Origin of the sequence: Hydrogenophaga sp. (assembly GCF_011772445.1) — a bacterium.
In the GTDB taxonomy this organism is placed as follows: Bacteria; Pseudomonadota; Gammaproteobacteria; order Burkholderiales; family Burkholderiaceae_C; genus Hydrogenophaga.
In genome coordinates this window covers 1-22,338 of record NZ_WVZN01000009.1, presented here as the reverse complement: position 1 = coordinate 22,338, position 22,338 = coordinate 1, and the positions used below count along the sequence as shown (strand labels likewise).

The window sequence follows — 22,338 nt, the reverse complement described above, 5'->3', positions numbered from 1 at the left end:
AAGCCATCGACATCGAAAAGACCAGCATCCGAATGACTGCGACGTGGCGCAGATCGGACGTGAAGGGAGCCGACTCAGCTGGCCGCAACCAGTCTGAAGCGGACGCCGCTTCTTCATTAATGCATCGAAGGCGGCATTGGCACTTAGAAAGCTTTGGGCTTTCCTGAGTCGGCGTGGCCGCGCGCCGCCAGCGGCACGCCCACCACCTCAAACGTCAATATTCCCCGCCCTCAGCGCATTCGTCTCAATGAAATCCCGCCGCGGCTCCACCTCGTCCCCCATCAGCATCGTGAACACCCGATCCGCCTCGATCGCGTCGTCGATCTGCACGCGCAGCAAGCGCCGCACCTCCGGGTCCATGGTGGTCTCCCACAGCTGCTCGGGGTTCATCTCGCCCAGGCCCTTGTAGCGCTGGCGCGCGGTGGTGCGTTCGGCTTCGCTGATGAGCCATTGCATGGCGGTGCGGAAGTCGCTCACGCGCTCTTCCTTCTGCCGCTCGCCCTCGCCGCGCATCACCTTGGCACCTTCGCCCAGCAGGCCGCGGAAGGTGTTGGCGGCTTCGGCCAGGGCCGCGTAGTCGGCGCCGTGCACGAAGTCCTGCGTGATGACGCTGCTCTTGATATTGCCGTGGTGGCGGCGGCTGATGCGCAGCACGGGCTTGTCGGTGCGTTGGTCGAACTCGGCCGTCACGGTGGCGGGCACGCCGGTGGTGCTCAGCTCGCGCAGTTTGGTCTGCAGCTCTTGCGCGCTGGCGGACGCGGCTTCCATGTCGTCCAGGCCCAGGGTCACGCCGTCGGCCACGGCGCGCAGCGCCTCGGCGTCCATGAAGGCGGAGAGGCGCGCGATGACGTGTTCGGCCACCTGGTGCTTGCGCGCCAGTTCTTCCAGCGTGCTGCCTTCCAGGGTGGCGTTGGACGCGCCACCGGTGAGCACCTTGGCTTCCTTCAGCGCGATGCGCAGCAGGAAGCCGTCGAGCGCGGCGGCGTCTTTCAGGTAGAGCTCTTCCTTGCCGCTCTTCACCTTGTACAGCGGGGGCTGCGCGATGTAGATGTGGCCGCGCTCGACCAGCTCGGGCATCTGGCGGTAGAAGAAGGTGAGCAGCAGGGTGCGGATGTGCGCGCCGTCCACGTCGGCGTCGGTCATGATGATGATGCGGTGGTAGCGCAGCTTGGCGACGTCGAAGTCGTCCTTGCCGTCACCCGTGCCGGCCTTGCCGATGCCGGTGCCCAAGGCGGTGATGAGCGTCAGGATTTCGTTGGAGGTGAGCAGCTTCTCGTAGCGCGCCTTCTCCACGTTCAGGATCTTGCCTCGCAGCGGCAGGATCGCCTGGAACTTGCGGTCGCGGCCCTGCTTGGCGGAGCCGCCGGCGGAGTCGCCCTCCACGATGTAGAGCTCGCACAGGGCCGGGTCTTTCTCCTGGCAGTCGGCCAGTTTGCCGGGCAGGCCCATGCCGTCCAGCACGCCTTTGCGGCGCGTCATCTCGCGCGCCTTGCGCGCGGCTTCGCGGGCGCGCGCGGCCTCGACGATCTTGCCGCAGATGATCTTGGCGTCGTTGGGGCGTTCCTGCAGGTAGTCGGTCAGCAGGCGGGCCACCACGTCTTCCACCGGGCCGCGCACCTCGCTGGAGACGAGCTTGTCCTTGGTCTGGCTGCTGAACTTGGGTTCGGGCACCTTCACGCTCAGCACGCAGCACAGGCCTTCGCGCATGTCGTCGCCGGTGACTTCCACCTTGGCCTTCTTGGCCAGTTCGTTCTCTTCGATGTACTTGTTGATGACGCGCGTCATGGCGGCGCGCAGGCCGGTGAGGTGGGTGCCGCCATCCCGTTGCGGGATGTTGTTGGTGAAGCAGAGCACCTGCTCGTTGTAGCCGCTGTTCCACTGCATGGCGACCTCGACACCGATGTTGGTGCCCTGGTCGCTCTGGCGGTCGCCCAGCGCGTGGAAGATGTTGGGGTGCAGGACGGTCTTGCCCTTGTTGATGAACTCGACGAAGCCCTTGACGCCGCCGGCGCCGGAGAAGTCGTCTTCCTTGCCGCTGCGCTCGTCGAGCAGGCGGATGCGCACACCGTTGTTGAGGAAGCTGAGCTCGCGCAGGCGCTTGCTCAGGATCTCGTAGTGGAAGTCGTTGTTCTCTTTGAAGATCTCGGTGTCGGGGAGGAAGTGCACCTCGGTGCCGCGCTTCTCGGTGTCGCCCGTGATCTTCATCGGCGAGATCTCGATGCCTTCGGCGTTGGACTCGACGATGCGGTTTTGCACGAAGCCACGCGCGAACTCGAGCTGGTGCACCTTGCCTTCGCGACGCACGATCAGGCGCAGCCATTTGCTGAGCGCGTTCACGCAGCTCACGCCCACGCCGTGCAGGCCGCCGGAGACCTTGTAGCTGTTCTGGTCGAACTTGCCGCCCGCGTGCAGCTCGGTCAGCGCGATCTCGGCCGCGCTGCGCTTGGGCTCGTGCTTGTCGTCCATCTTCACGCCCGTGGGAATGCCGCGGCCGTTGTCGACCACGGTGATGGAGTTGTCGGTGTGGATGGTGACGACGATGTCGTCGCAGTGGCCGGCGAGCGCTTCGTCGATGGAGTTGTCGACCACTTCGAACACCAGGTGGTGCAGGCCGGTGCCGTCGGACGTGTCGCCGATGTACATGCCGGGGCGCTTGCGCACGGCCTCCAGGCCTTCGAGGATCTGGATGGAGCCCTCGCCGTAGCCTTCGCTTGCCCCGGCCTGGTTGGCGTCGATCTTGGGCTGGAAATTGGAGCTTTCGGGGCTCGAAGAAGCGTCGGACATAGGAACTTTCTCTATCGCTAAAACGCCAAACCCGCTGGTCAGCGGGTCGGCTCGATGTCGGGTCGGGAGGCTGCGCGCTCAGATGCGCATGGGCATGACGACGTACTTGAACGCGTTGTCGTCGGGGTTGGTCACCAGGGCCGAGCTGTTGCCATCCGCGAGTTCGACACGGACCATTTCCTGGCCCATGTTCTGCAGCGCGTCGATGAGGTAGGTGACGTTGAAGCCGATCTCGATGGTGTCGCCGCCGTAGTCGATGTCGAGTTCGTCCACGGCCTCTTCCTGCTCGGCGTTGCTGGAGGCCACGCGCAGGGTGCCGGGCTCCACGTTCAGGCGCACGCCCTTGAACTTCTCGCTCGTCATGATGGCGGTGCGCTGCAGGCTGGAGAGCAGCGGCGCGCGGCCCAGGGTGACGATGTTCTTGTGGTTCTTGGGGATGACGCGGTTGTAGTCGGGGAACTTGCCCTCGACCAGCTTGGTGACGAACTCCATGCCGTCGAAGCTGAACTTGGCCTGGTTGGCGGCGAACTGCATTTCGATGGCGCCGTCCTTGTCGGACAGCAGGCGCTGCAGCTCCAGCACGGTCTTGCGCGGCAGGATGACCTCTTGCTTGGGCACTTCCACGTCGAGCGTGGCGGAGGCGAAGGCCAGGCGGTGGCCGTCGGTGGCCACCAGGCTGAGCTGCTTGCCCTCGGCCACGAACAGGATGCCGTTGAGGTAGTAGCGGATGTCGTGCACCGCCATGGCGAAGGACACCTGGCCCAGCAGGCCCTTGAGGGTTTTCTGCGGCACGCTGAACACGGGGCCGAAGCTGGCGGATTCCTGCACCAGGGGGAAGTCTTCGGCCGGCAGGCTTTGCAGCGTAAAGCGGCTCTTGCCACCCTTGAGGATGAGCTTGCCGCCGGTGTGCTCCAGGCTCACGGTCTGGTCGCCCGGCATGGTGCGCAGGATGTCGATGAGCTTGCGCGCGCCCAGGGTGGTGGCGAAGCTGCCGCTGTCGCCGTCGAGCTCGGCCGTGGTGCGGATCTGGATTTCCAGGTCGCTGGTGGTGAGCTGCAGTTGCGAGCCCGACTTGCGCAGCAGCACGTTGGCCAGGATGGGCAGGGTGTGGCGCCGTTCCACGATGCCCGCGACCGACTGCAGCGCGGCCAGAACCTTGTCCTGCGAGGATTTGAAAACGATCATCTGCGGCTCTTTCTTGATGAAGATGCTCCCGGGCCGGGATCGGCGGGCCAAAACCCCCCTATTCTCGCCCTTTTTGAACGCTGTTTACCAGCTTGACTGGCTTGGAAAGGCTCACGCCGGCCTCACCCCTTCAGGGTCTGCTCCAGGACGTGCAGTTGCTGGTTGAGTTCGGTGTTCGTCTGGCGCTCGCCGGCGATCTTGCGCACGGCGTGCAGCACGGTGGTGTGGTCGCGCCCGCCAAAGAGCTCGCCGATCTCGGGCAGGCTCTTCTGGGTGAGCTCCTTGGCCAGGAACATGGCGATCTGGCGCGGCCGGGCGATGCTGGCCGGGCGCTTCTTGCTGTACATGTCGGCGACCTTGATCTTGTAGAAGTCGGCCACCGTTTTCTGGATGTTCTCCACGCTGATCTGCCGGTTCTGGATCGACAGCAGGTCTTTCAGCGCGTCGCGCGCGAGCTGGATGGAGATGTCCTTCTGGTTGAAGCGCGAATAGGCCAGGATCTTGCGCAGCGCGCCTTCGAGCTCGCGCACGTTGGAGCGCACGTTCTTGGCGACGAAGAAGGCCACTTCCTCGGGCATCACGGCGCCTTCGACGGCGGCCTTGTTGATCAGGATGGCCACGCGCATTTCCAGCTCGGGCGGCTCGATGGCCACCGTCAGGCCGGAGTCGAAGCGCGACACCAGGCGCTCATGGATGTCGGCCAGGCCCTTGGGGTAGGTGTCGCTGGTCAGCACGATGTGGCTCTTCTTGGCCAGCAGCGCCTCGAAGGCGTTGAAGAACTCTTCCTGGGTGCGATCCTTGTTGGCGAAGAACTGCACGTCGTCGATCAGGAGCAGGTCGAGCGAGTGGTAACGCGCCTTGAACTCATCGAAGGTCTTGCGCTGATAGGCCTTAACCACATCCGAGACGAACTGCTCGGCGTGGATGTAGAGAACTTTGGCCTGGGGCCGCTCGGACAGCAGGTGGTTGCCAATGGCGTGCACCAGGTGGGTCTTGCCCAGGCCGACCCCGCCGTAGATGAACAGGGGGTTGTACAACTGCCCCAGGCTGCCGGCCACGTGCATGGCCGCGGCCCGGGCCATGCGGTTGGCCGAACCCTCCACCAGGGAGGCGAAGGTGAGCGAGGGATTGAGCCGGGTCTTGGGGGTGCTGGCGGGTTCGGCGGGCGCCACGTCGGCCAACTCGCCGAACACCGGGTCCGCCGGCGCGTCGAACACGGGGCGGTTGGCGGGCATTGCCCTGGCGGGGGCTTCACGCGGAGCGAGCGCCAACTCAAGCGTCACAGGCGCGCCGTGCACGCTTTCCAGCAGGGCGCTGATGCGGCTTGCATACTGCGCGCGGATCCAGTCGAGCTTGAAGCGGTTGCCCACGGCCAGCACCACCTTGGACGCGTCCGGCGCGACCGTGGCGGTCAGGGGCCGGATCCAGGTGTTGAACTGTTGCTCGGGGATTTCCTGGGCGAGGCGTTCGATGCAGGCCGCCCAGATGGAGCGGTCGTCGCGCAGCGCGGCAGACGGGGTGGTGCCCTCGGACATTCGGGAAAGGGGGAAGCTGTTTGTAGTTGTGGACAAGGGGCGGCACCCCAGGGCGCGCATTGTAGGCACGCGCGGCAGTTATCCACAAGCGCCGCCGGGCAATTTCAGCCCGCCCGCGGGCCTGGTGGGGCTGGCCCGGGGCCAAAGGACATTGTCTTGCCGCGGCAGGGGGTTTCTGGCGATAATTGCGGGTTTCCCCGATTTCAGAGCTCATACCATGAAACGCACCTATCAGCCCTCCAAGATCCGCCGCGCACGCACCCACGGCTTCCTCGTGCGCATGAAGACGCGCGGTGGCCGCGCGGTCATCAACGCCCGCCGCGCCAAGGGCCGCAAGCGTCTGGCGGTCTGAGTCCGGTCGAGCCTCGCCCGCCGGTGATCCAGCGGCTGCGGACCCGGCCCCAGTTCCAGGCTGTGCTGGCCAGCGCCCCCGTGGCCAAGACGCCCCACTTCGCTCTCCACCGCCTCGTCCTTGAGCCGGCCGAGGGCCTTGACGCGCTGTTTCCCGCCGCCGGCCCCTGGCTCGGTGTGCTGATTCCCAAGCGCTGGGCCCGTCGGGCCGTCACTCGCAACGCCATCCGCCGCCAGATCTACGCCACCGCGCCCTCGGGCGACGGGTTGCCGGCGGCGGCGCACGTGGTGCGCCTGCGCGGTGCGTTCGATCCCAAGCAGTTCGTCAGCGCCAGTTCCGAAGCGCTCAAGCGCGCCGTGCGCGCCGAGCTGCTCGGCCTGTGGTCGCGCGTGCCCACGCGGACCGCGCCCGCTGCCCCCCGCGGCCATGTGGCTTGACCTTCCCCGTCGCACCCTGATTGCCCTCGTCAAGGGCTATCGGCTGCTGCTGAGCCCCTGGCTGGGCAGCGGTTGTCGCTTCGAGCCCACCTGCTCGGCCTACGCGCTGGACGCCTTGCAGCGCCATGGTGCCCTTACCGGCAGCCGCCTCACGCTGAATCGGCTGGCGCGCTGCCATCCCTGGTGCGAGGGCGGCCACGACCCGGTGCCCACCGCGCGCCCCGAGGGCCTGTTCACGCGCCTGCTCATCCGAAACCCCGAAAACAAGAACGCGTCATGAATGACATTCGTCGCTCCATCCTGTGGGTGGTCTTCGGTTTCGCCATGGTCCTCATCTGGGACAAATGGCAGATCCACAACGGCAGGCCCGCCACCTTCTTCCCCACCAGCTCGCCGCCGGCCGTGACCGCGCCCGCGAATGGCGCGCCCACGCCCGCCCAGGCCGATGCCTCGCTGCCGAGCGCTTCGACGTCGGCCCCAGCCTCGCCTACGGCCGGTGCCAGTGCGGTGCCGGGCGCCGAGGCCTCCGCCCCGGCGGCGGCCACGCGCCACGAAGTCACCACCGACGTGCTGCGCCTGAGCTTCAGCAGCGAAGGCGGCGCCTTGATCGGCGCGCAGTTGCTCAAGCACGCCCAGGCATCGGGCGGCGCCGACCGCGCGATCCAGACACCCTTCACCCTGCTCTCGCAGACCGGCCAGCGCACCTACGTGGCACAAAGCGGCCTGGTGGGTGGCAGCTTCCCCACGCACAAGACGCCGATGCGCCTGGCGGGCGATGCGCCTGCCTCCTTGGCCGAGGGCCAGGACTCACTGCAGATCCGCTACGAATCCGCGGAAGTGGGCGGCGTTCAGCTGGTCACCACCTACACGCTCAAGCGGGGCCACTACGACATCGGGGTGCAGCACGAGGTCCGCAACCTCGGCGGCGCGCCGGTGAGCCCGCAGCTCTACCGCCAGCTCGTGCGCGACGGCAGCACGGTGGAAAGCCAGACGCCCTTCTATTCCACCTTCACCGGCCCGGCCGTCTACACCACGGAACAGAAGTTCCAGAAGATCGAGTTCAAGAACATCGACGGCGACAAGGCCAGCTACGTGAAGAACGCGAGCGACGGCTACGTGGCCATGGTGCAGCACTACTTCGCCACCGCCTGGCTGATCGACGCGGGCGTGGCGCGCGAAAACTTCGTGCGCAAGGTGGCCGACAACCTTTACTCGGTCGGCAGCCTGGCGTCCTTGCCCACCATCGCACCGGGCCAGTCGCAGACGGTACAGGCCCGCCTGTTCGTGGGCCCGCAAGACGAGAAGCAACTCGAAGTCCTTGCCCCCGGCCTGGAACTCGTGAAGGACTACGGCTGGCTCACCATCCTGGCCAAGCCGCTGTACTGGCTGCTCGAGAAGATCCACGGTTTCGTGGGCAACTGGGGCTGGGCCATCGTGTTGCTGGTGGTGCTGATCAAGGCCGCCTTCTACTGGCTCAACGCCAGCGCCTACCGCAGCATGGCCAAGATGAAGGCCATCAACCCGCGCATCATGGAAATGCGCGAGCGCCTCAAGAGCAACCCGCAGCAGATGCAGCAGGAGATGATGAAGATTTACCGCGAGGAGAAGGTCAATCCCCTCGGCGGCTGCTTCCCCATCCTGATCCAGATTCCCGTGTTCATCGCGCTCTACTGGGTGCTGCTGTCCAGCGTGGAGATGCGCAACGCGCCCTGGGTGGCCTGGATCCATGATCTGTCCTCTCCAGATCCGTTCTACATCCTGCCGCTGGTGATGGCCGCCACCACCATGATCCAGACCGCGCTCAACCCGCTGCCGCCCGATCCCCTGCAGGCCAAGCTGATGTGGATGATGCCGCTGGTGTTCTCGGTGATGTTCTTCTTCTTCCCGTCGGGCCTGGTGCTCTACTGGATCACGAACAACGTGCTGACGATCGCGCAGCAGGCGCACATCAACCGCCGCATGGGTGTGCCGCTGAAGTTCAACATGCCCAAATTCAGGTAACCCCCTGCGCCGCTTCGCGGCTTCCCCCTTGCAGGGGGACGACACCCACGGCCCGGCGAAGCCGGTTCCGTGGTGTCCCTGGGTCTGGGGGCTGGCGCACCACCGCTTTTTATGCTCCCGCATCACGCTGATCCCATTGCTGCGATTGCCACCGCCCCCGGCCGGGGCGGCGTGGGCATCGTGCGGGTGTCGGGCAAGGGGCTCGCGCCCTTCGTGCGTTCGCTGCTCGGGCGCGACCTGAAACCGCGCGAGGCCACCTACGGGCCTTGGCGCGGGGCCGACGGGCAGCCGCTGGATCATGGGCTGTCGCTGTGGTTTCCGGCGCCGCACTCCTACACCGGCGAAGACGTGCTGGAGCTTCAGGGCCACGGCGGGCCGGTGGTGCTGCAGTTGCTGCTGGCGCGCTGCCTGGAGGTGGCGCGCGCCACCCTGCCGGGCCTTCGCCTGGCGCGCGCTGGCGAGTTCACCGAGCGCGCCTTTCTCAACGACAAGCTCGACCTCGCGCAGGCCGAGGCCGTGGCCGACCTGATCGACGCCAGCACCGAAGCCGCGGCGCGCAGCGCGGCGCGCTCGCTCGACGGCGCGTTTTCGCGGCGCGTGCACACCTTGCAGGAATCGCTCACGAACCTGCGCATGCTGGTCGAGGCCACCCTGGACTTTCCCGAGGAAGAGATCGACTTCCTGCAGAAGGCCGATGCGCAGGGCCAGCTCGATCGCCTGCGCGCGGCGTTGTCGGTGCTGCGCGCCGAGGCGCGTCAGGGCGCCTTGCTGCGCGACGGCCTGCAGGTGGTGATCGCCGGCCAGCCCAACGCCGGCAAGAGCTCCTTGCTCAACGCGCTGGCGGGCGCCGAGCTCGCCATCGTCACGCCCATCGCCGGCACCACGCGCGACGTGGTGCAGCAGACCATCCAGATCGAAGGGGTGCCGCTGCACGTGACCGACACCGCCGGCCTGCGCGACAGCCCGGAGATCGACGAGGTCGAGCGCATCGGCATCGAGCGGGCGTGGCAGCGCATCCGCGGCGCCGACGCGGTGCTGTTCCTGCACGACCTCACGCGCTGGGGCGAGCCGCGCTACCGCTACGCCGACGCCAACATCGCGCGCGGCCTGCCGGCGGGCGTGCCGGTGCTGCATGTGTGGAACAAGCTGGATCAGGCGGACGCCGCACCGCAAGGAGCCGACGACATCGCCCTGTCGGCCAAGCTCGGCACCGGGCTCGACGCGCTGCGCCAGCGCCTGTTGCAGCTGGCGGGTTGGCAGCCCGGTGGCGATGGGCTCTTCATGGCGCGCGAGCGGCACCTGCAGGTGCTCGCGCGCGTCGATGAGCACCTCAAACTCGCTGCAGAGCACCTGTGCGAGGCCGCCGCGCAACTCGATCTGCTGGCCGAAGAATTGCGCCTCGCGCAACAGGCGCTGGGCGAAATCACCGGCGAGTTCACGGCCGACGACCTGCTGGGCGTCATTTTTTCGCGTTTTTGCATCGGCAAATAGTTTTCCGTGCCGCCGTTCACGGGTTGTGCCGCACCGCTGGGAACCGATCTGTAAGGATGGGTTACGCCGGTGTTGCGCCGTGCGACGCGCTGGGGTTCACTTGGCGCATGAGTGCCCCCACCGCCGCCCCCGCGCGCTTCGACATCCAGCATCTGGCGCAGGCCATGCGTCACAGCAGTGCCCTGGACGCGGTGCCCCTGAACCTGAGCGACGCCCATTGGGTCACCCTGGCCAACTACATGCAGCCCGTTGCCTTGCAGCAGGGCCAGGTGCTGATCGAACAAGGCGTGAAGGACCGCACCGTCTACTTCGTCGAGAGCGGCACGCTCACCGTGCACTACGAGGACGCCAAGGAACGCGTGCGCATCGCCGTGGTGGGCGCGGGCTCCCTGCTGGGGGAGGGCGCCTTCTTCAGCCATCTCCCGCGCAGCGCCACCGTCAACGCGGGCAGCGACTGCCGCTTGTGGTGCCTCATGCCATTGCGCTTTCGCGAGCTGGGTGTGCGACACCCACAGATTGCCCTGGAACTGACCATCGCGATGTCGGCCGTGCTGGCGCGGCGCATGTACAACAAGCCCAAGCGCGTGGCGGTGACTTGACGCCGTTCAACGGCTCGTTACGCCACGGCGACAGTCCAGCCCCTTACGCTCACGAACCCGCCGCCACGTGATCACCACACTCAACATGTCGTTCCTGAACTGGTTGTCGGCCCGGAAACCGTTCGCTGGCAAGGGCGCCCTTGCGCGCGCCCGCAACGCCTTTCGCACCACCACCATGCCGCTGATCTCGCCGCGGCGTGGCCGCCGGCTGTTGCGGCGCGAGCAACTCTTCGCGGTGGTGCGCGAGTCGCTCATCCGCGGCGGCGTGCTGTCCACCAGCTACTCGTTCAAGGTGCTCAACCTCGACGCCAACGGCGACACCTTCATCGCGCTGGTTGACCTGGCGCTGCCCGCCCAGTCCATGCCCGACGAGTTCCTGCTCGAGATCGAGCGCTGGATCCAGCAAAGCGCCAAGAGCCGGCACGTGATGGACGTGCGCGGCGTGTACTGGCGCCGCAAGGCCACGCCCGAGCAGGTGGGCCAGGCCCTGCGCGCGGCGGTGCCGGCGCAGACGCGGCGCGAGGTGCCGGACACGTCCATTCCCCGGCCGGCGGTGTCCGCCAGCCGAGCGCCCGCGCAGGCCGTGGGCGAGGACGAGGTGCGCGCCTTCCGTGACGCGATCAATTCGCTGCCGGCGGCGACCATGCGCCACCCCCAGGAGCCTCAGTTGCCGATGCCCACGCCTGAGGCAGTGAGCGATTTCGCCGCGCTCAGCGACACGCAGCACGGCAAGATCTGAGCCGCGCGGGCCCAGGCCCGCTCAGTGCCCCTCGAAATCGATCAGCGTGAACAGCGCCAGGCCGCTGTCGCGCAGCTTGGCCGAGCCGCCGAGTTCGGGCAGATCGACGATCGCGGCGCCCTCGGTCACCTCGGCGCCCAGTTTCTCCAGCAGGCGACGCCCCGCCATCATGGTGCCGCCGGTGGCGATCAGGTCGTCGATCAGCAGCACGCGGTCACCCGCCTTCACCGCGTCGGTGTGCAGCTCCACCGTGGCGCTGCCGTACTCCAGCTCATAGGTTTCTTCCACCGTGTTGAAGGGCAGCTTGCCCTTCTTGCGGATGGGGACGAAGCCCACGCCCAGTTCGTAGGCCAGCACGGAGCCGATGATGAAACCGCGCGCGTCCAGTCCCGCCACCACGGTCGGGCGCAGGGCCGGGTCCATGTAGCGGTGCACGAAGGTGTCGATGAGCACGCGAAAGACCTTCGGGTCCTGCAGCAGCGGGGTGATGTCGCGAAACATCACGCCCGGTGCGGGCCAGTCGGGCACGGTGCGGATGTGGGAGCGCAGGTAGGCGGCGGTGTCCATGGCGGGGATTATGGAAGACGGCCCCTGCGCCCCGCGCTTCAGCCCGACAGCAGCTTCTCTTCGGCCAGCGCCAGCGCGGCGGACTGCCCACTGAGCACCAGCGTGTCGCCTCCGGCAAGCACCGTCTCGTCTTGCGCGGCGCCGGGGCGCCCGTTGGCGTGGCGCAGACTGACCACGCGCACGCCCATGGCCGGCAGGGCCAGGCTGCCCAGCGAATGGCCGACCGTGCGGCCGGCGCGTGGCAGCGTCACTGTGGTCAGGCGCTCCTGCTGCAGCTCGTCCGCGGTGTCGTCGTCGGCGCCGCGGAAGTAGCCGCGCAGCAGCTCGTAACGCGCGTCGCGCTGCGCCTGCACCGCGCGCAGCACGCGGCGCATGGGCACGCCCACCAGCGCCAGCGCGTGGCTGGCCAGCATCAGGCTGGCCTCGATGGCCTCGGGCACCACCTCGGCCGCACCGGCCGCGCGCAGCCGCTCGAGGTCGGCGTCGTCCATGGTGCGCACCACCACCGGCACGTGCGGCGCATGCTCCGAGGCGTGGTGCAGCACCTTGAGCGCCACCGGGGTGTCGTTGAAGGTCACGACGGCCGCGCTGGCGCGGTGCAGCCCGGCGGCCATGAGCGCCTGCAGCCGGGCGGCGTCGCCGAACACCACCGAATCGCCCGCCGCGGCGGCCTGGCGCACGCGGTCGGGGTCCAGGTCCAGGGCCATGTAGGGGATGCCTTCGGCCTCCAGCAGCCTGGCCAGGTTCTGTCCGCAGCGGCCGTAGCCGCAGATGATCACGTGCTTGTCGGCGTTGATCGCCTTGCGCGCGATGGCGGTCATCTGCACCGACTGCATCAGCCAGTCGCTGCCCACCAGCCGCGTGACGATGCGGTTGCTGTACAGCATGGCAAAGGGCGTGAGCATCATGGACACCACCATGCTGGCCAGCACGGGGTTGAACAGCTCGGGCGGCACCAGGCTGTGCTGCCCCGCCAGCGTGAGCAGCACCAGACCGAACTCGCCACCTTGCGCCAGGTAGAGACCGGTGCGCAGGGCGGTGCCCATGGGCGCGCCGAAGGCACGCGCCAGCGCCGTGATCAATACCAGCTTGAAAGCCACCGAGGCCACCAGCATGAACAGCACCAGCGACCCATGCTGCAGCACCAGCCGCCAGTCCAGGCTCATGCCGATGGTGATGAAGAACAGGCCGAGCAGCACGTCGTGGAAGGGACGGATGTCCGTTTCCACCTGGTGCTTGTATTCCGTCTCGGCGATGAGCATGCCGGCCACGAAGGCCCCCAGGGCCAGCGAGAGCCCGGCGTGCTCGGTGATCCAGGCCAGGCCCAGCGTGACGAGCAGCAGGTTGAGCATGAACAGCTCGTCGCTCTTGCGCCGCGCCACCAGGGTGAGCCACCAGCGCACCACGCGCTGCCCGCCGGTGAGCAGCACGCCGAGCAGCACCCCCGCCTTCAGCAGGGCCAGGCCGAGCGCTTTGGCGAGTTCTTCTGGTGGCGCCGACAACGCCGGGATGAGCACCAGCAGCGGCACCACCGCCAGGTCCTGGAACAGCAGCACGCCCATCACCCGCTTGCCGTGCTCGGATTCGAGCTCCAGGCGCTCGGCCATGAGCTTGATGACGATGGCCGTGCTGCTCATCGCCATGATGCCGCCCATGGTCAGCGCCGCCTGCCACGACAGGCCCCAGGCGCTGGGCAGCGCCAGTCCCAGCAGGAACGAGGCCAGGGCAGCCAACACCATCGTGCAGACCACCTGCGACAACCCCAGTCCGAAGACATGGCGCCGCATCGCGCGCAATTTGGGCAGGCTGAACTCCAGCCCGATCACGAACATGAGGAACACCACGCCGAATTCGGCCAGGTAGCGCAGCCCGCCGGAGTTCTGCGACAGCGCCAGCGCGTGCGGGCCGATGAGCACGCCGACCGCGAGGTAGCCCACCATGGGTGGCAGCCGGTAGCTGCGGCAGGCCACCACCGCCAGCACGGCGGCCAGCAGGTACAGCAGCGCGAGGTCGAGTGAGGTCATGGCGCGCATCGTAAGCGCGGCTTCGCCCCCGCGCGGGCCGGGGTTTCGCGGGGCCGCGGCGATAATCCGCCGCATGTCCGCCTTCCCCCCGATCGACCCGTCGCGGGCCCGCCAGCTGGCCATCGAAACCCTGCAGATCGAAGCCGACGCGGTGAGCGCGCTGGCCCGGCGCGTCGACGCCGCCTTTGCCCAGGCCGCCCAGCGCCTGCTCGACTGCCGCGGGCGGGTCGTGGTCATGGGCATGGGCAAGAGCGGGCACATCGGCCGCAAGATCGCCGCCACGCTGGCCTCCACCGGCACGCCGGCCCTGTTCGTGCACCCGGCCGAGGCCAGCCACGGCGACCTGGGCATGATCACCCGCCAGGACGTGGTGCTGGCGCTGAGCAACTCCGGCGAGAGCGAGGAGCTCAGCGCCATCCTGCCTTTCATCAAGCGCATGGGTGTGCCGCTGATCGCACTGACCGGACGTGCCGACTCCACCCTGGGGCGCCACGCCGACGTGGTGCTCGACACCTCGGTGGCCAAGGAGGCCTGTCCGCACAACCTCGCGCCCACGGCCAGCACCACGGCGCAGCTCGCCATGGGCGATGCACTCGCGGTGGCGCTGCTCGATGCGCGCGGCTTCCTCGCCGACGACTTCGCGCGCTCCCACCCCGGCGGCGCGCTGGGCCGCAAGCTGCTCACGCACGTCGGCGACGTCATGCGCCGCGACGAGGCCGTGCCGCGCGTGACGCCCGATACCGGGCTGATGGCGCTCATGCGCGAGATCAGCGCCAAAGGGCTGGGCATGAGCGCCGTCGTCGCGGACGGCCGCGCGGTCGGCATCTTCACCGATGGCGACCTGCGCCGCCTGATCGAGCGAACCGGCAACGGTACCGACCTGCGCGCGCTGACCGCGCGCGAGGTCATGCACCCGGCGCCGCGCACCGTGCGCGAACACGCGCTGGCGGTGGAGGCCGCCGAACTCATGGAGGCGCACAGCATCACCAGCCTGCTCGTGGTGGACGAGGCCGGTCAACTGGTGGGCGCGCTCAACAGCAACGACCTCATGCGAGCGAAGGTGATCTGATGGCGCCCGTGCTGACCTTCGCCCCGGCGCTGCTGTTGCGCGCCCAGCCCGTGCGCGTGGCCTTCTTCGATGTCGATGGCGTGCTCACCGACGGTGGGCTGTATTTCAGCGAGGCGGGCGAAACGCTCAAGCGTTTCAGCTCGCTCGACGGCCACGGCCTGAAGCTGCTGCAACGCCACGGCATCACGCCGGCCGTGGTCAGCGGGCGCGACGGCAAGCCCCTGCGTCAGCGCCTGTCAGCGCTGGGTGTCACCCATGTGCGTCTGGGCACGGAGGACAAGGCGCCCGCGGCCCAGTCCATCCTCGATGAACTCGGCCTGGGTTGGGAAGCCGCCGCCGCCATGGGCGACGACTGGCCCGATCTGCCCCTGCTGCGCCGCGCCGCCCTGGCCGTCGCACCGCCGGCCGCGCACGACGAGGTGCGCGCCATCGCCCACCACGTCACGCACCGTGCCGCGGGCGAAGGCGCGGCGCGCGAATTCTGTGACCTGCTGCTGATGGCCCGTGGTGCCTACGCGGCCGAGCTCGAGGCCGCCGCGCGGTGAGCGCCGACGACGACTTCGACCTCATCCCGGGCCTGGACCGCAGCGCGCCACCCGAGCCGCGCCGGCGCCCCGCCCCGTGGTGGGATCGCCTGTCCATCTACCTGCCCATCATGCTCATGGGCCTGCTGGCGCTGGCGTCGTACTGGCTGCTGCGCGCCACGCCGCCCGCGCCAGAACCCCAGCCCGAGCGGCCGGTGACCAGCGAACCCGACTACTTCATGCGCCGCTTCTCGGTGAAGTCCTTCGATGCCGCCGGCCAGCTCAAGGCCGAGGTCATTGGCGACGAGGCGCGCCACCACCCCGACGACGACCGGGTCGAGATCGATAACGCGCGCATCCGCAACCTGGCCGAATCCGGCGCCGTGATGCGCGCCACGGCACAGCGCGTCACCACCAACGCAGAAAACACCGTCTTCGTGCTCGAGGGCGACGCCGTGGTGGTGCGCGAAGGCGGGCGCTCGGACGCAGGCGAACCCCTGCCGCGCCTGGAGTTTCGTGGTGAGTTCCTGCGCGTGGAGCTCGAACCCGTCGAGCGCGTGACCTCCGACCAACCGGTCGAGCTGCTGCGCAACGGCGACCGAATCAACGCGCAAACGCTGGACTACCGCGGCGACGAGCAGGTCGCCGATTTCCGCGGGCGCGTGCGCGTCCAGCTCAACCCCCGGGCCGCCCCATGAACCCGCCTGCCGCCCCCCTGGTCTTCATCACCGGCGCCTCCAGCGGCATCGGCCAGGCACTGGCCGCACGCTTCGCGCGGGCCGGCTACCGGCTCGCGCTGGTGGCGCGCCGCACCGCCGACCTGCAGGCCTGGGCCGATGCCCAGGGGCTGGGCCCCGATCGCTGCCGCATCTACGGCGCCGACGTGTCGCAGGTCGAGAGCATCGTGTCCGCTGGACAGTCCTGCCTGGCCGAGCAGGGCTTGCCCGAGGCCGTGATCGCCAACGCCGGCATCAGCGTGGGCATGGACACGGGCGAGCGCGACGACCTGGAGGTGCTGTCGCGCACCTTCGCCACCAACAATGTGGGCATGGCGGCCACCTTCCACCCCTTCGTGCGACCCATGCAGGCTCGGGGCACGGGCACGCTGGTCGGCATCGCCAGCGTGGCGGCCATTCGCGGCCTGCCCGGCCACGGCGCCTACTGCGGCAGCAAGGCCGCCGTGGTGAGCTATTGCGAAAGCCTGCGTGGCGAGCTTCGCGGCAGCGGGGTCGCGGTGGTGACCCTGGTGCCCGGCTACGTGGACACCCCCCTCACGCGCGAAAACCGCTACCCCATGCCCTTTCTGATGTCGCCCGAGGCCTTTGCGGACCGCGCCTTCGACGCCATCGCCGGGCGTGCCAGCTACCGCGTCATTCCCTGGCAAATGGGTGTGGTCGCCAAACTGCTGCGCCTGCTGCCCAACGCCCTGTTCGACCGCCTGCTGCAGGGACGCTCCCGCAAGCACCGCGCGGGCGAGGGCCGCTGAAAAACAAAAACCCCGCGAGGTCGTCGCGGGGTTTGCTGGAGGACGGGGGACGTCCGCCGGGATCAGTAGCCGCCGCGGCCACCGCCGCCATCGCGACGACCGCCACCGCCGTAGGGGCTGCGGAAGCCGCCGTCCTGGCCGCCACCACCGAAGCCACCTTCACGACGGCCACCGCCGAAGCCACCGCCACCGCTGCGCGGGGGACGCGGCTCCATCGGGCGCGCTTCGTTCACCACCAGGCTGCGGCCGCCGAGCGACTGGCCGTTCATGCCCTGAATGGCGGACTGCGCTTCAGCGTCACTGCCCATCTCCACAAAGCCGAAGCCCTTGGAGCGACCGGTTTCGCGCTCCATCATGACCTTGGCGCTGTTGACAGCACCGTAAGCCGAGAAGGCCTGTTGCAGGTCTTCGTCGCGCACCGTGTACGGCAGGTTGCCGACATAAAGTTTGTTGCCCATTCGAGGGACTCCTGAAAACACAAGAAAAGAAGCGATGGAGGAGCCCCGTCGTCCGGCACAGGTGCAGCGCGCGAAACCAACCGATCACTTGACACGCGGCCGCCTTGGCGGCACGCCGGGGCATTATGCGCCGATCGTCGGAAAGCCGGTGACAAATTTCCGGACGATGCAAGTCAAACCCCTGGCCGATGCGCGGTTACAACATGCCTGGCGCTTATACTCCCCGCCCAGCGCCGATTTGTCCGGATTGCGGGCGCTCAACAAATGCCGCTAAAGGGGAGCTCGGAGATGCCCGGTTCGCCTTTTGGCCACCGGGTTTTCTGTTTCAGGCCCTGCGCAAGCGGGGAACGAGCGTGATCGTCACCCCCGTCACCTACCGATTCGACCAGCCGCTGACCCTGCGGGGCGGCGCGGTGCTGCCGGCCTACGAGCTGGTGGTCGAGACCTACGGCACCCTCAACGCCGACAAGTCCAACGCCGTGCTGGTCTGCCACGCGCTCAACGCCTCGCACCACGTGGCTGGCTGGCACGCCGACGCCAACGGCCAGCCCCTGGCCCGCTCCGAGGGTTGGTGGAACAACATGATCGGCCCGGGTAAACCCGTAGACACCGACCGTTTCTTCGTCATCGGCGTCAACAACCTCGGCTCCTGTTTCGGCTCGAGTGGCCCCACACACACCAACCCGGCCACCGGCCAGGCCTGGGGCGCGGACTTTCCCGTGGTCACGGTGGAAGACTGGGTCGAGACCCAGGCCCGCCTGCTCGACGCCATGGGCATCGAGACCCTGGCCGCCGTGATGGGCGGCAGCCTGGGCGGCATGCAGGCGCTGGCCTGGACGCTGCAGTACCCCGAGCGCGTGCGCCACGCGGTGGTGGTGGCCAGCGCGCCCAACCTCACGGCCGAGAACATCGCCTTCAACGAGGTGGCGCGCCGCGCCATCGTCACCGACCCCGACTTCCACGGCGGCCATTACCTGCGCCAGGGCACCCTGCCGCGCCGCGGCCTGCGCATCGCCCGCATGATCGGCCACATCACCTACCTCAGCGACGACGTGATGAACGAGAAGTTCGGACGCGCGCTGCGCGCGCCTGAACTTGAAGAAGCGGTTCCTGGCGGCGTCCGACCCGCCGCCGGGCCGCCCCAAGGCGGGTCAGCCCCCTCGGGGGGCAGCGACCCGCGCAGCGGCGGAGCGTGGGGGTACAAGTACACCACGCAGGACGTCGAGTTCCAGATCGAGAGCTACCTGCGGTACCAGGGCGACAAGTTCAGCGAATACTTCGACGCCAACACCTACCTGCTCATTACCCGAGCGCTGGACTACTTCGACCCGGCGCGGGAACACGGCGGGCGCCTGGCCGCGGCGCTGGCGCGCGCGCAGGCCCGCTTCCTGATCGTGAGCTTCAGCACCGACTGGCGCTTCTCCCCCGCCCGCAGCCGCGAGATCGTCAAGGCCCTGCTCGACAACCGCCGCGAGGTGAGCTACTGCGAGATCGATGCGCCGCACGGGCACGACGCCTTCCTGCTCGACGATGCGCGCTACCACGCGGCCGTGCGCAGCTTCTTCCAACACACCGTGGGGGCCGTGCGATGAGCGCCACCCGGCCGCCCGAAGGCGCTCGCACCGCAGCGCGCCGCGCGAAGGTTTCACCATGAGCGAACGCGACCTGCTCGACTCCATTGCCCGACTCGTTCCCCCTGGCTCGCGCGTGCTCGACCTGGGCTGCGGCGACGGCGCCATGCTGGCCCACCTGCAGGCCACGCGTGGCTGCACGGGCTACGGCGTCGAGATCGACGACGCCGAGGTGCAGGCCTGCCTGCAGCGCGGCGTCAACGTGCTGCAGCTCAACCTCGAAGAGGGCCTGACCATGTTCGGCGACAACGCCTTCGACGTGGTCCTGCAGATCGACACCCTGCAACACCTGCGCAACGCCGAGACCATGCTGCGCGAGACCGCGCGCGTGGGCCGCATCGGCGTGGTGGCCTTCCCCAACTTCGCTCACTGGCCCAACCGGCTGGCCGTGCTGCAGGGCCGCATGCCGGTGACCAAGCGGCTGCCCTTCCAGTGGTACGACACGCCCAACATCCGCGTGGGCACCTACGCCGACTTCGAGGTGCTGGCACGGCGCAACGGCCTCACCGTGGAAGACGGCTTCGGCCTGCACGAAGGCCGCGAGGTGCGCGTATTGCCCAACCTGATGGCCAGCACGGCGGTGTTCCGCTTCTCCAAGTGAGTTGAACGCGCCCGCCCACGCCGGTTCAAGGCGTGGCGTTCTCGCGCGCCGCGTCCGCGGCGAAGTCGCCCTCGGCCGCGGCCTGGCCGAAGCCCGGGTAGATCACCGCGAAGTCGGCGGTGATGCGCTCCAGCGGCAGGTCGTCAAAGCTGCCGCGCTCGTTCACGTACTCCATGTGGCGCTGGCCGGCCCGGTCGTAGGGGTGGTACAGCGAGTCGTGCACGCCGTCGAACGCCAGCGGCAGGAGACCGAACTTCTCGCACAGCGAGAGGTTGAAGGCCGGTGTGGCCTTGCGCCAGGCGCCGTCGATCCAGAGTTCGGTGTAGCCGTGCCAGACGAAGACGTCGCTGCCCATGGTGCGGCGCAGCTTTTCCGTGCTCATGTGGTTCTTCACGTCGGCGAAGCCCAGGCGCGCCGGGATGCCGGCGGCGCGCGCCACGGCCGCCATCAGCACGGCCTTGGGCACGCACCAGCCATGGCCTTGTTGCAGCGTGGTGCTGGCGCGCATGCCGGCGGGTGAAAGGTCGATGCGGTAGGGGTCGTAGCGGATCTGGTCGCGCACGGCCAGGTAGAGCGAGACCGCGCGTTCGCGCACCGAATCGCCCCGCGCGTGTTCGTGCGCAAACGCACGGACCGACGGGTGGTCGCTGTCGATGGCGGGGCTGGGGTCGAGGTGGGTGGACATGGCCGGAAGTTAGCAGAGGCCCCGCACCCCGGGCGCGCCTGGGGTGAAGCGGCGAATGCTTTGGTACTCAAAGAATGCCCGGCGCGGCACGTCGGTGCCTGATAGGCCGGGGTTTGTCGTCCTTTTTCCGACTTCAGACCGCGCGGCCCTGGCCGATAGTCCCCTCACCCCCATTCCCATTTCCTTTCCTGCAAGAGGACAGACAGCCATGGACATGCGCAACGAAGCCACCCACATCGCCCGCCAGGACGGCGCGCGCGCCGCCGCGCAAGCCGCTGCCAGCGCGGAATTCCTGACCTTTCGCCTGGGCGCCGAGGAATACGGCATCGACATCCTGCGCGTGCAGGAGATCCGTTCCTACGAAGAACCCACGCGCATCGCCAACGCGCCCAGCTTCATCAAGGGCGTGGTCAATTTGCGCGGCGTGATCGTGCCGGTCGTGGACCTGCGCATCAAGCTGGGCTGCGAGAAGGTCGAATACAACGGCTTCACCGTGGTCATCGTGCTCAACGTGCGCGGCCGCGTGGTGGGCGCCGTGGTCGACTCGGTGTCCGACGTGCTGGAACTGGCCGGCGACCTCATCAAGCCGGCGCCCGAGATGAGCGCCTCGGTCGACACCAGCTTCATCACCGGCATCGCCAGCGTGGGCGAACGCATGCTGATCCTCATGGACATCGAGGCACTCATGTCGAGCGCCGACATGGGCCTGATCGAAAGCGCGCAAGCGCTGCAATAAAAGGCCGCGCCTGCCGCCGCCGCTCGTGGAAGGAGACACCTGACCATGTTCCGATCGAATCACTCAACGGACAAGAAGAGCGGCGCCTCCGTGGCCCGCCGACTGTCCCTGCAAGCCGTCGCGCTGCTGGCCGGCACGCTGGCCGTCATCAGCATCAGCATGGCCTTCGTGGTCGAAGGCAATTCGCGCACGCGCCTGGCCACCGCCGCCGGTGACAAGGCCGCTGCTCTGGCGGATTCGGTGGACGCCTTCGACGCGACGGCGCGCATGATGACCGAGCGCGCCTACCAGCCGTTCCGCAAGAAGTTCGCCGAGCACTTCGAGCTCGACGTGGCCAACAACATGCTCAAGAGCTGGGGCATGCTGCTCAATGGCGACAACAGCGAGGCCGACTCCTTCCACCTCGCCAACGGCGGCGTGGCCACCATCTTCATGCGCAAGGGCGATGACTTCGAGCGCATCAGCACCTCGCTCAAGAAAGAAAACGGCGAGCGCGCCGTGGGCACCACCCTGGCGCGCAACCACGCCGCCTATCCGCTGATGCTGCAGGGCAAGCCGTACACCGGCCGTGCCGTGCTCTTCGGCAATGCGTACATGACGCACTACGAGCCCGTGAAGGACGCCGCTGGCCAGGTGGTCGGCATCCTGTTCATCGGCTTCGACATCCGCGACTTCCAGGCCTCGCTGGACAAGCTCGTCACCGACGCGACCTACTTCCAGTCGGGCGGCACGGCGATCATCGACCCGCGCGACAGCAATGCCAACGCGCTGTTCATTTCGCCGCCCGCGCTGGCGGGCAAGAAGGTGCTGGAGGTCAACCCCCAGGCCGGCGCGATGATGGACGAGATGCGCGCGGGCCAGGACGTGTTCGTGCGCGATTCCGTCGCCCTGCTCAATCCGCAGATCACCAGTCCCTGGGCCGTCAAGCGCGACACGCAGGCCAGTGGCTGGTGGGTGATCGCCGAGGTGTCGGACGACGAAGCCATGGCCTCGCACTGGCGCATGATGTATATGTTCTGGGGCCTGCTGATCTTCACGACCGTGCTGCTCGGCGCCGGCCTGTTCGTGCTGATCCGCCGCAACGTGAGCGCGCCCCTGGGTGAGCTCACCAAGGCAGTCACCACCGTGGCCCAGGGCGACCTGACGCAGGCGTTCCAGACCACGCGGCGCGACGAACTCGGCACGCTCGTTGTCGAGGTCGAGGCCATGCGCCAGCGCTTCCTGGACATGATGCGCCAGTTGCGCAGTGCCACCGACAACATCAACACGGCCTCGCAAGAGATCGCCACCGGCAACCAGGACCTGAGCGCGCGCACGGAGCAGACCGCGAGCAACCTGCAGCAGACGGCGGCCAGCATGGAGCAGCTCACCGGCACGGTGCGCCAGAGCGCGGACGCCGCGCGTCAGGCGAACCAGCTGGCGGCCAGCGCCGCC

22 protein-coding genes are annotated in these 22,338 nt (G+C 68.2%); 15 read left to right on the top strand and 7 right to left on the bottom strand.

Annotated elements, in window-relative coordinates; all coding sequences use genetic code 11:
* Positions 1-207 precede the first annotated feature (207 nt).
* From gyrB to dnaA, 3 genes are all read right to left on the bottom strand, one after another.
* Complete coding sequence (gyrB, locus tag GTO19_RS03660; protein ID WP_291017184.1) at positions 208-2,784, bottom strand: DNA topoisomerase (ATP-hydrolyzing) subunit B; 2,577 nt, start codon at positions 2,782-2,784, stop codon at positions 208-210.
* Between the two features lie 78 nt (positions 2,785-2,862).
* A complete protein-coding gene (dnaN, locus tag GTO19_RS03655; RefSeq protein WP_291017181.1) occupies positions 2,863-3,969 on the bottom strand; it encodes a DNA polymerase III subunit beta in 1,107 nt (368 codons plus the stop codon).
* Between the two features lie 122 nt (positions 3,970-4,091).
* Positions 4,092-5,504, bottom strand: a complete 1,413-nt coding sequence (gene dnaA, locus GTO19_RS03650; RefSeq protein ID WP_291017179.1) for a chromosomal replication initiator protein DnaA — start codon at positions 5,502-5,504, stop codon at positions 4,092-4,094.
* 217 nt (positions 5,505-5,721) lie between these two features.
* On the opposite strand from dnaA, the gene rpmH reads away from it, so the two are divergent.
* The 7 genes from rpmH to GTO19_RS03615 all read left to right on the top strand — a co-directional run bounded on the left by rpmH (position 5,722) and on the right by GTO19_RS03615 (position 11,123).
* Positions 5,722-5,856, top strand: a complete 135-nt coding sequence (gene rpmH / locus GTO19_RS03645; protein ID WP_006299042.1) for a 50S ribosomal protein L34 — start codon at positions 5,722-5,724, stop codon at positions 5,854-5,856.
* A 26-nt stretch (positions 5,857-5,882) separates the two neighbouring features.
* On the top strand, positions 5,883-6,293 hold the full coding sequence (locus GTO19_RS03640) for a ribonuclease P protein component (RefSeq protein ID WP_291017478.1): 411 nt from the start codon (positions 5,883-5,885) through the stop codon (positions 6,291-6,293).
* Positions 6,283-6,573, top strand: coding sequence for a membrane protein insertion efficiency factor YidD (gene yidD / locus GTO19_RS03635; RefSeq protein ID WP_291017126.1), 291 nt, complete (start codon positions 6,283-6,285; stop codon positions 6,571-6,573). The genes GTO19_RS03640 and yidD overlap by 11 nt, the downstream gene beginning before the upstream one ends.
* The gene (gene yidC / locus GTO19_RS03630) at positions 6,570-8,294 is read left to right on the top strand and encodes a membrane protein insertase YidC (RefSeq protein WP_291017123.1); all 1,725 of its coding nucleotides are present in this window, start codon (positions 6,570-6,572) and stop codon (positions 8,292-8,294) included. The genes yidD and yidC overlap by 4 nt, the downstream gene beginning before the upstream one ends.
* Positions 8,295-8,405: 111 nt before the next feature.
* Positions 8,406-9,785 carry a tRNA uridine-5-carboxymethylaminomethyl(34) synthesis GTPase MnmE gene (mnmE, locus tag GTO19_RS03625; protein WP_291017120.1) on the top strand — a complete coding sequence of 460 codons (1,380 nt, stop codon included), beginning with the start codon at positions 8,406-8,408 and terminating at the stop codon, positions 9,783-9,785.
* A gap of 107 nt (positions 9,786-9,892) precedes the next feature.
* Positions 9,893-10,384 (top strand): cyclic nucleotide-binding domain-containing protein, encoded by a 492-nt coding sequence (locus GTO19_RS03620; protein WP_291017117.1) that lies wholly within the window; start codon positions 9,893-9,895, stop codon positions 10,382-10,384.
* A 67-nt stretch (positions 10,385-10,451) separates the two neighbouring features.
* Positions 10,452-11,123, top strand: coding sequence for a hypothetical protein (locus GTO19_RS03615; RefSeq protein WP_291017114.1), 672 nt, complete (start codon positions 10,452-10,454; stop codon positions 11,121-11,123).
* A 21-nt stretch (positions 11,124-11,144) separates the two neighbouring features.
* Here GTO19_RS03615 and GTO19_RS03610 read toward each other — a convergent pair whose 3' ends face one another.
* Positions 11,145-11,690, bottom strand: a complete 546-nt coding sequence (locus GTO19_RS03610) for an adenine phosphoribosyltransferase (protein ID WP_291017112.1) — start codon at positions 11,688-11,690, stop codon at positions 11,145-11,147.
* Positions 11,691-11,728: 38 nt separating this feature from the next.
* Complete coding sequence (locus GTO19_RS03605) at positions 11,729-13,714, bottom strand: monovalent cation:proton antiporter-2 (CPA2) family protein (RefSeq protein ID WP_291017110.1); 1,986 nt, start codon at positions 13,712-13,714, stop codon at positions 11,729-11,731.
* Between the two features lie 73 nt (positions 13,715-13,787).
* Between GTO19_RS03605 and GTO19_RS03600 the strand changes: the two genes are divergently transcribed.
* Genes GTO19_RS03600 through GTO19_RS03585 form a run of 4 tightly spaced genes read left to right on the top strand, consistent with a single transcriptional unit; the run spans position 13,788 to position 16,793 of the window.
* Positions 13,788-14,783 carry a KpsF/GutQ family sugar-phosphate isomerase gene (locus GTO19_RS03600; RefSeq protein ID WP_291017107.1) on the top strand — a complete coding sequence of 332 codons (996 nt, stop codon included), beginning with the start codon at positions 13,788-13,790 and terminating at the stop codon, positions 14,781-14,783.
* Positions 14,783-15,328, top strand: a complete 546-nt coding sequence (locus GTO19_RS03595; protein WP_291017105.1) for an HAD family hydrolase — start codon at positions 14,783-14,785, stop codon at positions 15,326-15,328. Before GTO19_RS03600 ends, GTO19_RS03595 begins: the two co-directional genes overlap by 1 nt.
* Positions 15,325-16,005, top strand: a complete 681-nt coding sequence (lptC, locus tag GTO19_RS03590; RefSeq protein ID WP_291017103.1) for an LPS export ABC transporter periplasmic protein LptC — start codon at positions 15,325-15,327, stop codon at positions 16,003-16,005. Before GTO19_RS03595 ends, lptC begins: the two co-directional genes overlap by 4 nt.
* Positions 16,002-16,793 (top strand): SDR family oxidoreductase, encoded by a 792-nt coding sequence (locus GTO19_RS03585; protein WP_291017100.1) that lies wholly within the window; start codon positions 16,002-16,004, stop codon positions 16,791-16,793. Before lptC ends, GTO19_RS03585 begins: the two co-directional genes overlap by 4 nt.
* A gap of 62 nt (positions 16,794-16,855) precedes the next feature.
* On the opposite strand, the gene GTO19_RS03580 is transcribed toward GTO19_RS03585, so the two are convergent.
* Positions 16,856-17,251 (bottom strand): RNA-binding protein, encoded by a 396-nt coding sequence (locus tag GTO19_RS03580; RefSeq protein ID WP_070399703.1) that lies wholly within the window; start codon positions 17,249-17,251, stop codon positions 16,856-16,858.
* Between the two features lie 353 nt (positions 17,252-17,604).
* Between GTO19_RS03580 and GTO19_RS03575 the strand changes: the two genes are divergently transcribed.
* A complete protein-coding gene (locus GTO19_RS03575; protein ID WP_291017094.1) occupies positions 17,605-18,843 on the top strand; it encodes a homoserine O-acetyltransferase in 1,239 nt (412 codons plus the stop codon).
* Positions 18,844-18,901: 58 nt separating this feature from the next.
* On the top strand, positions 18,902-19,483 hold the full coding sequence (gene metW / locus GTO19_RS03570) for a methionine biosynthesis protein MetW (RefSeq protein ID WP_291017091.1): 582 nt from the start codon (positions 18,902-18,904) through the stop codon (positions 19,481-19,483).
* A gap of 25 nt (positions 19,484-19,508) precedes the next feature.
* On the opposite strand, the gene GTO19_RS03565 is transcribed toward metW, so the two are convergent.
* Positions 19,509-20,168 (bottom strand): transglutaminase family protein, encoded by a 660-nt coding sequence (locus GTO19_RS03565; protein ID WP_291017088.1) that lies wholly within the window; start codon positions 20,166-20,168, stop codon positions 19,509-19,511.
* A gap of 208 nt (positions 20,169-20,376) precedes the next feature.
* On the opposite strand from GTO19_RS03565, the gene GTO19_RS03560 reads away from it, so the two are divergent.
* Together GTO19_RS03560 and GTO19_RS03555 are read left to right on the top strand one after the other, a co-directional pair.
* Positions 20,377-20,904, top strand: a complete 528-nt coding sequence (locus GTO19_RS03560; RefSeq protein WP_291017085.1) for a chemotaxis protein CheW — start codon at positions 20,377-20,379, stop codon at positions 20,902-20,904.
* Positions 20,905-20,949: 45 nt separating this feature from the next.
* Positions 20,950-22,338, top strand: a 1,389-nt coding sequence (locus tag GTO19_RS03555; protein WP_291017083.1) for a Cache 3/Cache 2 fusion domain-containing protein, incomplete at its 3' end; no start/stop codon positions are given.

What these genes read in the sequence shown, in the direction of transcription:
- gyrB (WP_291017184.1), bottom strand. Translation starts at nt 2,784, where the DNA reads ATGTCCGACGCTTCTTCGAGCCCCGAAAGCTCCAATTTCCAGCCCAAG.
- dnaN (WP_291017181.1), bottom strand. Translation starts at nt 3,969, where the DNA reads ATGATCGTTTTCAAATCCTCGCAGGACAAGGTTCTGGCCGCGCTGCAG.
- dnaA (WP_291017179.1), bottom strand. Translation starts at nt 5,504, where the DNA reads ATGTCCGAGGGCACCACCCCGTCTGCCGCGCTGCGCGACGACCGCTCC.
- rpmH (WP_006299042.1), top strand. Translation starts at nt 5,722, where the DNA reads ATGAAACGCACCTATCAGCCCTCCAAGATCCGCCGCGCACGCACCCAC.
- yidD (WP_291017126.1), top strand. Translation starts at nt 6,283, where the DNA reads ATGTGGCTTGACCTTCCCCGTCGCACCCTGATTGCCCTCGTCAAGGGC.
- yidC (WP_291017123.1), top strand. Translation starts at nt 6,570, where the DNA reads ATGAATGACATTCGTCGCTCCATCCTGTGGGTGGTCTTCGGTTTCGCC.
- mnmE (WP_291017120.1), top strand. Translation starts at nt 8,406, where the DNA reads ATGCTCCCGCATCACGCTGATCCCATTGCTGCGATTGCCACCGCCCCC.
- GTO19_RS03620 (WP_291017117.1), top strand. Translation starts at nt 9,893, where the DNA reads ATGAGTGCCCCCACCGCCGCCCCCGCGCGCTTCGACATCCAGCATCTG.
- GTO19_RS03610 (WP_291017112.1), bottom strand. Translation starts at nt 11,690, where the DNA reads ATGGACACCGCCGCCTACCTGCGCTCCCACATCCGCACCGTGCCCGAC.
- GTO19_RS03605 (WP_291017110.1), bottom strand. Translation starts at nt 13,714, where the DNA reads ATGACCTCACTCGACCTCGCGCTGCTGTACCTGCTGGCCGCCGTGCTG.
- GTO19_RS03600 (WP_291017107.1), top strand. Translation starts at nt 13,788, where the DNA reads ATGTCCGCCTTCCCCCCGATCGACCCGTCGCGGGCCCGCCAGCTGGCC.
- GTO19_RS03595 (WP_291017105.1), top strand. Translation starts at nt 14,783, where the DNA reads ATGGCGCCCGTGCTGACCTTCGCCCCGGCGCTGCTGTTGCGCGCCCAG.
- GTO19_RS03585 (WP_291017100.1), top strand. Translation starts at nt 16,002, where the DNA reads ATGAACCCGCCTGCCGCCCCCCTGGTCTTCATCACCGGCGCCTCCAGC.
- GTO19_RS03580 (WP_070399703.1), bottom strand. Translation starts at nt 17,251, where the DNA reads ATGGGCAACAAACTTTATGTCGGCAACCTGCCGTACACGGTGCGCGAC.
- metW (WP_291017091.1), top strand. Translation starts at nt 18,902, where the DNA reads ATGAGCGAACGCGACCTGCTCGACTCCATTGCCCGACTCGTTCCCCCT.
- GTO19_RS03565 (WP_291017088.1), bottom strand. Translation starts at nt 20,168, where the DNA reads ATGTCCACCCACCTCGACCCCAGCCCCGCCATCGACAGCGACCACCCG.
- GTO19_RS03560 (WP_291017085.1), top strand. Translation starts at nt 20,377, where the DNA reads ATGGACATGCGCAACGAAGCCACCCACATCGCCCGCCAGGACGGCGCG.